The following is a 12,461-nucleotide window of genomic DNA, read 5'->3' on the forward strand; positions in this document are numbered from 1 at the left end:
CTCACCTTGCGTAAAAAAACGCTTTATTAGGATGTTCGAAACGGCAACTGTGAGGCATCGCTCGCGGCAACATCTCGATCAAAGTCTAAACGCGTGTAATCACGTGGGTAGTAGGAAAAACTCTTCAAATTGAAATACGCTTCCGTATCCATGTACCGTCTGGACAGTTCGAGCGACGCTAACTCAGCCGATTTTGCGTCAAAGTCACGGCTGAGGTGTATCATAGATATACCACACCTGTCCGCACTGTCCGGGTCTACAGGCGTAGCACCGCTTCTGGACCACTCGCGAAGAAGGATGTCTGCGGTTTTTGGCGGCCCATAAGCGACGACTGGGCCTACCGATACTCCGGCAATTGAGCTCTTATGCTCGTCGAGAAACGAACGCGTTTCATCGAAGGTCTTCGTCGTTTCACCGGCATAAAGCAAAATGTTTACTTTGGTGGCGATTCCGTGATCGTTGCACGCCTTCAACAACGTAGACGCTCTCTTTAGGTAGCGGTCTGGGTGTGGCGATTTGTTCATGTTCAGGATCTGGGTGGGTGATGCTGTCTCTAGCCCAAGATCAAGCACTCTTAAGCCTGCCTCGGCTAGGCAGGCAATGGTTTCAGGCGTAAGCGCATCGACGCGGCTCTCCGTACGCCAGCGAATGTTGAGACCAGCAGTTCTGATAGCATTCGCGAGCCCAGTACCCCATTTCACGTTGGGGACGAACATTGAAGATTGAAAATATGGGCGGATCTCGCAGGTGCCGTACTGAGCAACAACAGCTGCTAGAGCGTTAGCAACCTGATATGGCGCACCCAGCTTTTCTAAAGGGATATCTCGCTCTTCGCAGAATGCGCAACCCATGCCGCAACCGCGCGAGGCTTCAATGCTCGGTTGATACTGCTCGAAGCCTGATACAAGCGTATGATTCAGGGCGATATTGGGTGTCGGGGCTGGAAGGATCCGTAAGTCTGGCGCGTTTGTAAGCAGGCTGGCGATTTGAGGTTCTGCCAACCCTGAGATCAGCAGATCTGCCTCGGGTAGTTTCTCACGTAACCAGTCAGGATCTGGTCCAACCACCCAGCGTCCTCCGACAATGATCTTAGCTTCTGGATCTGTATGGCGGGCGAGGCGGCAAAATTCCTGCGCCCACGGAAGAGCGTAGAAGCTGGGAATTGATAGCATTATCGGATATCGAGACGGTAGCGCGCCTTGTTCGAGTAGCCTGCGCAGCACCTCGGCGGGTCCTCTGTGCTCGCCATGTACCAGAACTGTTTCGGTCCCAATGGCATCTAAGATGGTCGCCAGCGATAACACGCCATAGTTAAGATATAACTGCCGGCGCGCAAGGATATGATCGCGCTTCTTGGGCGATAGCATACCTGCGGATATGAACGCAACTGTATTCGAACGCTTCACTAAATACCACTATGTGCTGAATCTGAAGGAAAGGATGCCATGCCATTTATAAGCTTTGAAGGCATAGACGGTAGCGGCAAGACCGAGCAAGTCAGGTTGCTGGTCGAGCATCTTAGGGGTATCGGCCAATCAGTTCTACAGACTAAAGAGCCTGACGGTGGCCAGTTGGGCATGGCGGTCCGAGCAATTCTAACCAATCCTGGCCTTCAACTCGCTCCGGCAGAACAACTCCTGTTGGTAAGCGCTGCACGATTTGACCACGTGCGAAGTGTGATCCAACCCGCGTTGGTCAACGGCCAGTGGATTATCTCCGATCGTTTTATTGACTCGACATACGCGTTTCAGGTCGCGGTGTCTGATGTGGATCTTCATCGGTTGTTCAGGGCGGCATGTGACGTTGTCGTTGGGACCACACTTCCTGCTTTAACGATCATCCTCGACCTTCCAATTGAAGTCGCCAAGGCTCGACGGGAGCGGCGCCATGGCGACCTCGACCCGACAGAAAAGACTCGGGACTTCGCAGCTATCCGAAGCGGGCTACTGGCCACTGCTCGCGAGAACCCGGAGCGGTGTCATGTTATCAATGGCGATCAGTCGCCCTTGGACGTTGCGCACGATGTTTGGCTATTGGTTGAACCGTTGTTAACTAATGCGTCGCTAACCAACTGATGGATCTATGGTCCGCATCCCAGATTTTAGCCGGAAACGTTCATGAATTCCCTGACACGTAATCTGCTGATCCAGCGTGTGATTGACTCGCTTCGCACTTTAGCACCGGGTCCGCTCTTCGAGCGGTTCGGAGTGGTTCTAGTTGAGCGTATGCGAAATATCCGTATGGTACAGCGAGGTTCGTCGGTAAATGGTAGCCCGGTCGGGGGGGCGTTGGATGCTGTCTCGGAAGACGGCACCATCGTCGTCGAAGCGTCGATCGAGAAGCGCTACTTTTTAGGCGCGATGCAAAAGCCCTGGGGCGATCTCGACCACACACTATCGCTTGCACCACGTGCCAAAGATGTTTACCTGCTGAGTTCGCAGCTCGCTGAGACAGGTGTAATAGTGGCGATGGTGGATAAGGCCCTTCAGGATGCCCGTATGTCCGGAAGACGTCTCCATCTGATGGACAGCCGGTCCATCGCCGAGGTAATCATTGACACGCTGATGCTATGCGACGATGCGATCAACGATTTGGCACAGCATCTGCCAGTCTTGGCCGAGATTCGCGATGACCATCCGGCATCGTTGAAGGCACCGCCACTAAGTCCGGTCTATGTTGAAAATGAAGTTGTAAATAAAGAGCTGGATCGTCGGCTTGAGTCTGAGGCGTGCGTCGAGATTAGCGGAATTGGCGGTATTGGAAAGTCCCAAGCGGCCGCAGCGTATTTGCTGCGTATGGAGGACCGCTTTAATTATCGGTTTTGGGTGAGCGGTCGAGACATCGACAGCGTCGAGCGGCTGTCTTCGGTACCCGTTCGTCGAGGTGGTGCCGAGCGAAACGTTAGCGCTTTGCTACGTAAAAACAGCACTTTTCTCGTCGTGGATGATGCTAGCCCTAGCCTGGCTGTCAATCAGCTCGCCAATTTGTGCGGACCTGGTTCACGGATCTTGATTACTCGGCAGAATCCGTCATCTGGAGCCTACGTCATGCCTACAATGGACCCTAAACAGGCACGCACACTACTCGGAAGGGGGCTCGATGCGCCGCCGCCTCGAAAGCAGTTCAACACCATATGGCGCTCTGTGGGTGGGCATCCTTTGAGCTTGGCGCTACTCAATGCTGCCGCCCGCGAAGGGGTGTCTTGGACTGACTTGGCCGATGACTGTACCCATGTCGCAAAGCTGCCTGTAGATGGCGCACGGCTCGCAGATTGTATTCTCGGACGACTGAAACCGGTACTTGAAGAGGAACTGTGCCTGTTTCAATGGGCGGGTCAGAGCCATTGTGATCGCGACTTCTTCAAACATGTTGTCGGGCGGTTGCGTTTGAGGTCTTTCGAGCATCATGGCCTCACAGCACCCGAAAGTCCGGCATCACTTCGCATCCACGACATCGTCTTTGCAGCCCTGCAATCACTCAATTGGTTGACTGATGAGAAGGCCAAAGAGATTGACGGACACCTCGAGTCTTTTATTCTTCAACAAATTCGCGATGACGGGCATGGTTTGCAACTAATTGCCTCTCAGCTACGGCGAAAAATCTCTAATAACATTGCGAACGGCGATCGTCGCCCCGCATATCTCTATGCAGTAGCCATGACCTGGACAGGTAGCGCCATCCCAGTTCATTTGTTGCCCGACCCGCTGGCTGAAGCGGGTCGACTCAGGTTGCTAAGCGCAAATCAGTACGAGGTAGACATCCTTGTGGTCCTCCAAACTATTGAGGCTAGAGAACGTTACCTTTGGCAAACGTCTGGGGAAGTAGCTGCCAGGACATGGCTGGGCAGCGTGTTGCAAGCCTATAGCGATCTTGAAGCCATCGTCGATCTCAGTGCTAAGCAAACCGCCGAAATCAAGCACCATCATGCGAAAACGCTTCGCAACCTAGGGAAGAATATGGAAGCCGAGCGTCTGTTCGAGGAGGTGGTTGCCAGTCATGCGCTAAATGACTCCAAACTTCAACTTGTGCGGTCTGTCGGCCGCCGACCGGAAAGCTTCGAGGTAGCCAAACGGTATGCGTCAGAAATCATTGCTACAAAGTTGGGTGGCGGCAGCGTTTCTCCCTCAATCTTGATGGCACTAGGGGATGCACTCAACGGAGCTCGTCAAACTTGGGCGGGCGATCTTATCGAACAGCATGAGGAACTGTTTCTTGAGGAGGCGCTACGCAGCGCCTCCTTGGGTATTCCGCAAGGCTACCATTCTGTTGCGAGCTTTGTTCGAGCACTGGTTTGGCATGCACCGGACCGTGTTGGAAGTTTACTGGAGCGCTTACCCGAACCAACGCCTTTGATGCTGGATGATGACCAAAGCCGCGGCAGCTATGCTGAAATCATGATGCTCGCAGCCGGCATCGACAACGAACTCGATTACCTAAATCGGGCCTTGGAAGCTTTCGAGACACTGAGGTTGCCGAGCATTTATCAGAAGCGCAAATGGGGCGAGGCGCTTTACAAACTCGGTCGCTATGCAGAGTCGGAGACCATCTTGGAGGCAATCAGCGATACCAGCGGCAGGATCTGGTTGGCCCATAACCTGTCACAGGTGAAGCTCGGGCTGGGTCAGTTAGCCCAGGCTCTTGATCTCGCCAATGAGTGCGTTGAGGGGGCTATCGAAGAAAACGAGAAATACCGTAGTAGCTTCCTGCTGCAGCGAGTAAAAGTGAAAATTGCATTAGGACAATGTCCTGCCAGCGATATAGCCGAAGGCTATAGACATACTAATAACACTGGCCTATTTGCTCAGTTTGCTGAGTTGCAAAAAGCCGTGTCCTTGTCTACGGCAGTCCAAACGTGAATTCTGCTCAGCGGATCCCACCCTTTTACTTCTTAGGAGCATTTCCTCAACAGGCTCAGTTGTAGGCTGGATGTCAGCTTTGAATTGGCCAGTAATTGCTCATTAGCAGGGGTAACTAGAATTGATACGGCGCTAAACCGTATCACGGTTGAGGCGGCTATCCGTGACTGCTGCCTGCTCATCCTCGGCAGTGACCCCACACCACTCACAACTATCACCGTAGGATTTGTCATAGTCTCCAAGGGTGACAATTTGACTGTCTTCGTTAGAAAAACTGTCCTGCTTGATGCAGTCATTGCACAGGGTCACGGTCGGGTATTGATCAGCGGTTCTCTCGGACTGCATATTCCCAAAAATTGTGCATGTTTTCATAGCCTATTGCTCATGAGTTTTGACGATAGTGTAGTTATCCTATTGCGTTACACACGTCTATTAGCACCAGGGGCGCTCTTAATAATTTCTTATCAGGTCCAGTGATCGTCCGAGGCCACGTCAGTAGGACGGGGTTGTGAGTGCTATTTTTCATAAAACAGTCGGTAATTGGAAAGGATTTTTGCTGGCCAACAATGCCTTTCATGGCTCGATTTGGCGCAGCATGGCCGTAAGCCTCGCTACCAGTGCTGGGCTCTTTGCTTCACCCTAGGCGCCATTCAGGCGAGAATGGTGCGGTGTGATAAATGCTTATATCTGCTTGGTTATAGCAAGCTGCAAACCATGAATTGAGGCGCTTCATCGAATGTTCGGTGAGTTTTTTTGATCGAGATCTGCACTGGGATGAAATTTATAGCGCCGCGAGTTCGACCCGATCCTCCCAACAGCCCCTGCTTCTGAACGGGTAAGACTTTCACCGGCTACGTGTCGATTGACTATGTAGCTTGTACTCATCCTGCGTTAATCATTAGGCGTGCTCAGCATCGGAATTATCGCGCACGACGATACCTACGGACTCGCCACTGAGAGACCGATTAGATTGACATCACGATCAGGGTAGATGATTTTGCTCTTGAGAGCGAAACCAGTGGCCTCCCTGCGGCTATCACTGGTGCAGGAGCCATGTCGACGGTAGGAACGTCAACGTAGGGTGAGACTGCAAGCTCTGCATTCCGGGCAATTACCTTCAATGGCTAATGCGTCCGACCAGCGTATCAGGGCTACCGGATAGGTAGCCCTCTTTCTTTGCAACCTGGCAAACGCTACGCAGTTGCGTTCAGCCCAAGATGAATGCGGCGATTCGTCTTAACTGTTCCTGCTGGCAAATTCGTCAGAGATTGTTCAGGCTGGGCACTGGCTTCACCTGCCCAAAATACAGATAAATACCGCTCAACAAGCTCACGCTCCCATCGAAGATGGTGGTGTATTTCACCTCCACCCCGAGGCTGGAGGTGGCCATCTTGAGATCATAGCCTCCTTGGATGTGATGTTTATCAAGGATCCGCTGCCTGACGTCCTCCGGTATGTTCGGTGACGTCCCCGCCCCCAGCAATTCGTAGCCTGGGGGGATCCTATTGAAGGACAAGCTCAACAGTCCTGACAAAGGGGCCACCGGAACTTTGGTCGTTGTGCGACTCGCCAGGCTAAGCTGGCTCAGGCTCCGCCGAGGCAGTGCTTGGCTGGCTGCAAATGTAAGCTTGCGAGACGTTTTCTCGCCTTGTCGCACCGGCGCATACAATTGAATCCGTAATTTTTCCGCAGGCAATGCGCTAACGTTACTTAGAGTAAGAGTCAGGTATTCCTCCTCATCACCGCCCCAGCGCTCCATATCGACAGAAGAAAGCTTGATTTCAGTTGGATTGGTCACCTCAAGAAAACGCTCAATCTTGATCACTGCATCGGCCATGCCTTTGACGGTCGAAAGTTGCGTGCAGGGCTTGGGAGGAACCTTCAGAGCTTGTCCCTCAGCGACGTTGACCACCAAGTTACAATCGCCCATGACGATTTGCATGTTTCCGGGCAGTTGACCCACGGCCGCCGCGGTGAGCGGCCAACCGCACACCGCCACCATCATGCCGATGCCTATCAGTCGCGTCATTGGGATTTTCCTGCATGATTTTGAACCGAGTTATGGGACCCGTTTACGATCTGAATATTGGTGAATTGACCCATGCGTGTATCTGCGTTACTGACGGCGGGGTCCGCTGTTGACGATTTCTCCGTGGGTCGAGCCGCCGCCACAGGCTGGTTGGAGGGAGCTCGCAAACTGTTGTAGGCCGCCACCCCGACAATGAATGCGGCAACCAGGAAGAATGCAGCGATCACGTTACGACCCAACGAGCCCCGTGTCCTACTTTTAGCAAATACCTGTAGTGCGACAAACGCGATCAGCAATGCTATAAACCCCATCAGGACCCCGGGGTTATTCAGATAAGGAGCCCATGAGCTCCATTGGATAGTTTGCAATATCAACTCCTTCCTTGTGATGTCTGCTGTTGGGACCTTGGTGTCAAACTCGTAGGCAGTAACGGCCGATCCGATGAATTCTTTAAGGTTGCTGGCTTACTTCGCTGCGACAACCACGACCCCCGTGGTGGTCAACTAATCCCGGACACAACGTAAAGTTTTTCTCGGCCTGAGTTGGGGCCAGTCCGTTGTAGAATTGGCGCGGTCTAATTCAGTTGTGCCGATGTATCTAGTAATAACTGATGTTGCGGTGCGCCTCTTGAGCTGTCATGTAGCCCCACGGTAGTACTCACCCAGTTTTCAAGCTGCGAAACGCACGCTCCGTCGACTTATAGGCCCAAAAGTTTCCACTACGGCTCGTCCTTTTTCGATATCAAGAGCGCGGGAGCCTTTTTGCAAAACGGATTTCTCCCATCAAGGTGAGCAATTCGAGTCTCCAATTCTTGGATTTTTTCTGCTTAGGCGTCAGCACTACACTCATGCCCGCTAGGACACGCCATCCGTTGCGGTCGAAACGTAGATGGTAAGCGCGGCTTTCTCTCAGTATGCTCATTTTTCTGAGCTCTCGGCTTGAATGCTAAGCCCGAGCCACGACAACAAAATTCGCCGTCGACTAAACTAGGCGGCCGCACGGAGGCGCTATGACTACGCAAGGGTTTTCTGTTCCCTCTCCTCTCGTCAACTCAACCGCCAGTCCCGCTCCAGGCGCGCCCGCGGTACCATCCAACGAAGCAATTGCACCTCTGAGCACCGCTCCGATCCGTCTAGCCTGCGTCGAAGCTTCCAACTTCCGCCGCCTCGCAAAAACCCGTCTCGAGCTTGATGAGACCACGACAATCCTGGTTGGCGCCAACAACAGCGGCAAAACCGCCCTTCTCACTGTCCTTCGTAACTTCCTGGGCGAGTCGCCTGGCATTCGCGCCTTCGACATCAGTCTCTCGCAGTGGGCGAAGTTGCGAGAATTGGGCCAACTCTGGGAGACGCTCGAAGACGACCCAACGACGGATTCTAGCGATGCCGAAAAATGGCAGGAACAGTATCGACAGCTCCAGGCTTGCATGCCATTCATCGACCTTTGGTTCGATGCAAAGGAAGGCGCGTACAACCACGTTGCTCCCTTCATCACTTCACTAAAGTGGTCGGGTGGCGCGGTTGGCGTAAGGGTTCGGCTCGAACCCGCAGCAGATGCCAACGAACTCCGTAAGCTAGCTTGGCGCTACCGTGAGGCACGCTCTCCCGTACGAGACCTTCCAAAGGATGGCCACGCCTGGCCGATGGATTTACTTGACTACTGGCTACGGCACTCCACGGATCTGCGCCGTATCGCAGCTTACCGCCTGGACCCTTTGAAGGGCCCTCTTGCAGACAAGAAACGCTGTGACCTGCAGGAGCTGCCGCCCAATCCGCAACCTGTCGAGTTGCAATTTTTGCGCAAGCTCATTCGGGTGGACTTCGTCCCAGCTCAACGAGGACTTGGCACCGAGGAGGACGAGGTACGATCCGAGTCCGCAAACACCCGCCCTGGCTTATTCTCCAGCCAATTATTGAAATTCGCTCGACAGCACCTGAATGTTGCGCCATCCGGGCACGGACATAGAGAAGACTTGGTGAAGGCTATCGCGAATGCGCAAGCCGACCTCGACAAATCGATTTACAAGGCGCTCAAACCAGCGATGGAGGATGTAGAGATTTTGGGGTATCCAGGCCTACATGATCCGCAACAGTTTCACTTTCGTACCAGAATCCAAACAGCCGATCTCCTTGCCCATAGCACGGCCGTTCAGTACACCCTGGACGAAACTTCTGTCGACGAGTCCCTTCCTGAGCACTCTATCGGCCTTGGCTATCAAAACTTGCAATCGCTGAGCTTCATGCTCGTGTCGTTTCGTACCGCACGCCTCACCCCTCCTCAAGGCACCCCGGCAGCAGTTCATCTTGTGATGATTGAGGAGCCCGAAGCCCATTTACACGTTCAGGTTCAACGCAACTTCTCATCAAACGCTCACGACCTCATTCGTCCAAAGGAAGCGGTGCATAGCAACCTCCGTAGCCAATTGCTCATCAGCACGCACTCCAGCCATATGGCCCATGGGGACAGCTTTACCCGCCTGAGATATGTGAAGCGGGTAGCAAGTACTGGTGCTGGTACCAAACCTACCACCGAGGTAATCAATCTTGGAGATGCCTTTGGTAAAGACATTCAAACCAGGACATTCGCCGAGCGTTACTTTCAGGTCCAACACACAGACCTTCTTTTTGCTGATGCGGCCATTTTCGTAGAAGGCACTGCTGAGCGGATGCTGGTACCGCTTTTTATTGAGCGAGACTTCCCCAAACTTGCCAAGAAATACGTGTCCTTTCTTGACATTGGAGGCAGTCATGCACACCGCCTGAGACCATTGGTGGAGAGGTTGGGGATACCAGCTATCGTTATCACCGACTTGGACCCCGTGGTGCCAACGAAGAATGCAAAGGGCCGCGTAGTGCGAGCGGCGGTGCACATTGCAGGGCAAGCAGAACTTGAATGTGGGAACGACACATTGAGTTCCTGGCATCCGAAGCTGACCAATTTCCAAGCGTACGGTAAGCCCACCCCGGCCGACCTGGAATGGACCGCCGACTCGGGCGCCAAAGTAAGATTCGCTTGGCAGCTTCCCATTGCGGCCGCAAGCGAACAATGGCCCAGCTCATTTGAGGACTCCCTCGTTCTCTCCAACACCGATTGGTTCAAGGCGTTAGATAAAGAGACGGATCCCATCACAGGCAAGAAAGAGGTTCATCGCGGAACATTGGCGAAAGTGATTGGTATTGTACTCGACAACCCTGACCATACCGATCTGCTCAAGGAACTCCACGCGATGCTGCGCGGTAACTTCAGCAAGGGTGACTTTGCAGCAACCTTGTTCGAACGCCTGAACGCGGGTCAAGCTTTGCAATGTCCCGCCTACATTAGTGACGCACTAACTTGGCTAAGCAGCCAGCTAAACGTCACAGCAGGAGAAACCCCTTGAGCTCAGAACTGCAATCACTGGGAAACGAGCGTGATGCTCATATCGTAGAAGACATCTGCGGCTACATCACTGCCGTCCCTCCCCGTAGCTTCTTCCTCTTTGCTGGCGCGGGTTCAGGGAAAACTCGAACGTTAGTTGAAGTCTTGCGCAGAATTACCGGCGTGGTTCAGCACGAAGCAGGAAGCCAATATGCGCAGAAACTTCGCTCTCGGGGCCAGTCTGTTAGCGTCATTACCTACACCAAAAACGCAACAGCAGTTGTCACTAGTCGACTAGGTGAGAACTACCTGACGGCGGTTTCAACCATTCACTCTTTCTGCTGGGAACTCATCAAAGGCTTCGACGAAGACATCAAAGATGCGTTGCTGGCACGCTGTGCCAAAAAACTGGAAGATGCCAAGGCCTATGCAGCAGGCAAGGTAAGGGGAGAGTCGGACACCGACCGAAGGAAGTACGCCGAAATTGAGGCGCAAGTTGATGAAATCCGCGGCACTGATGCGTTCATCTACCATCCGGACCGCAACACCTACGGAGCAGGTGCGTTATCCCACACAGAGGTTTTGGAAGCGACCGCGTGGCTCATTCGTGAGCGCCCAACGCTACAGCGCATTCTGGAGGATAGGCACCCTTTGATACTCATCGATGAGTCACAAGACACGATGAAGAATGTGCTGGACGCACTGTTCGAGCTCACACAGAACCGCCCCTGTCAGATTACGCTCGGACTATTGGGCGACCATCGACAGCGCATCTATCCTGATGGTCACGACGACCTCCCCTCACATGTACCCGAGGGCTGGGCCCGGCCCGCACTACAGATGAACCATCGTAGTCAGCAGCGCATCGTTGACCTTATCAACAAGATTTGGGATGCAGACATTGAAGGTCGAACTCAGCCAAAAACCGGCGTCCCCCAACATTCGCGTACGGAGAAGAACGGCGGTACCGTTCATATCTTTATCGGCGATACCAAAGTCAGTACCGCAGAGAAAATCTTAAAGGAAGCCGAGTGCGCACTGGTAATGGCTGAGCAATCATCCTACGCCGCCTGGAGAGATAACGCGCGCGGTTACAAAACTCTCGCGCTTGAGCACAAGCTGGCTGCCAAGCGAGGCGACTTCTTCGAGGCATATTACGCAATGGATCTGCTGGACAAGGATGCCGCGACGCCCAAGAGCAACGGTGAGCGGTCGGGGCCGTCGATGGTTAGACCCCTCCTTGGCCCGATGCTTGAGCTAGCCAAGTGTGTACAACTGGATGGGTCGATAAACGAATTTTCCACTATGGAGGTTCTACGTCGTAATGGTGCACTTGCAAACGTGCCACAGACCAATGCCGAGCGTCAGTCTTTGCTGGGTAACATTCAGGCCGCAGTGATGAAGTTCGCCGCTGCCACCTCCAAACCTGACGCGACTGTCCGGCAAGTTTTGGAACCGGTCCTTGAGGGAGAGCTTTTTGAAGCGGATTTCCGCCTGGTACATGCATACGAGGATTCTTCACCACCTCCGCCCGATCCTAAGCCTAGGGCCAAGGAAGCCAAAGAGGACCGACGCAAGCGCGGATGGCACGCGTTCTTCAATACACCCTGGCAACAGATTTCTCGATATAGTGCGTACCTTGGCGGAGAAACAGAACTCGCGACGCACCAGGTCGTCAAGGGATCTGAGTTCAAGCACGTATTGGTTGTCATGGATGATGAAGAAGCCGGCGGCACGCTATTCTCCTATGACAAGCTCTTCGGTGCTGAAGGCTTGAGCCCGGCTGACTTGGAGAATGTTAGCGAAGGCAATGAGACCGCTATTGACCGAACCTTACGACTGCTCTATGTCACTTGCAGCCGGGCTGAAGAAAGCCTCGCTTTGGTTCTTTGGGCTAAGGACCCCAATGCAGCGTTGGTTGCAATCAGGCGCAGTGAATGGTTTACCACGGATGAAGTGACTGCTTTGAACCGTCCTCCCGTGACCGTTCTCCCCGAATGAGTTGGCTTCGACCTCTCACTGAGTTCATGACGTGAGCTTTGACGTCGAATTAACCCAGTAGCCGTCGCCACGCTGACCCAGCACCACCGGCAAAAGTCCAGTACTGCTAATGCTTCTTAAGTAAACGGCAGGGTCAGCGAAACTTCGGCAGCTGGGTCAATCCTCATCTGGTGATAACAACGTTGGTAGCCTCAGCCTCTGTTCCATACAATGGAACA

6 protein-coding genes are annotated in these 12,461 nt (G+C 53.5%); 4 read left to right on the plus strand and 2 right to left on the minus strand.

Translation table 11 applies throughout. The features are described from left to right. Positions 1-26 precede the first annotated feature (26 nt). Positions 27-1,406 (minus strand): B12-binding domain-containing radical SAM protein, encoded by a 1,380-nt coding sequence (locus AO065_RS09745; RefSeq protein ID WP_004882456.1) that lies wholly within the window; start codon positions 1,404-1,406, stop codon positions 27-29. A 39-nt stretch (positions 1,407-1,445) separates the two neighbouring features. On the opposite strand from AO065_RS09745, the gene tmk reads away from it, so the two are divergent. Next, positions 1,446-2,075 carry a dTMP kinase gene (tmk, locus tag AO065_RS09750; protein WP_004882457.1) on the plus strand — a complete coding sequence of 210 codons (630 nt, stop codon included), beginning with the start codon at positions 1,446-1,448 and terminating at the stop codon, positions 2,073-2,075. Between the two features lie 42 nt (positions 2,076-2,117). Further along, positions 2,118-4,856, plus strand: a complete 2,739-nt coding sequence (locus AO065_RS09755) for a tetratricopeptide repeat protein (RefSeq protein ID WP_004882458.1) — start codon at positions 2,118-2,120, stop codon at positions 4,854-4,856. 1,261 nt (positions 4,857-6,117) lie between these two features. Here AO065_RS09755 and AO065_RS09765 read toward each other — a convergent pair. Next, positions 6,118-6,885 (minus strand): hypothetical protein, encoded by a 768-nt coding sequence (locus AO065_RS09765; RefSeq protein ID WP_004882460.1) that lies wholly within the window; start codon positions 6,883-6,885, stop codon positions 6,118-6,120. Between the two features lie 1,009 nt (positions 6,886-7,894). Between AO065_RS09765 and AO065_RS09775 the strand changes: the two genes are divergently transcribed. After that, on the plus strand, positions 7,895-10,264 hold the full coding sequence (locus AO065_RS09775) for an AAA family ATPase (protein WP_004882462.1): 2,370 nt from the start codon (positions 7,895-7,897) through the stop codon (positions 10,262-10,264). After that, positions 10,261-12,243, plus strand: a complete 1,983-nt coding sequence (locus AO065_RS09780) for a UvrD-helicase domain-containing protein (protein WP_004882463.1) — start codon at positions 10,261-10,263, stop codon at positions 12,241-12,243. Before AO065_RS09775 ends, AO065_RS09780 begins: the two co-directional genes overlap by 4 nt. Positions 12,244-12,461 lie beyond the last annotated feature (218 nt).

It is taken from the genome of Pseudomonas viridiflava (assembly GCF_001642795.1).
In the GTDB taxonomy this organism is placed as follows: Bacteria; Pseudomonadota; Gammaproteobacteria; order Pseudomonadales; family Pseudomonadaceae; genus Aquipseudomonas; species Aquipseudomonas viridiflava.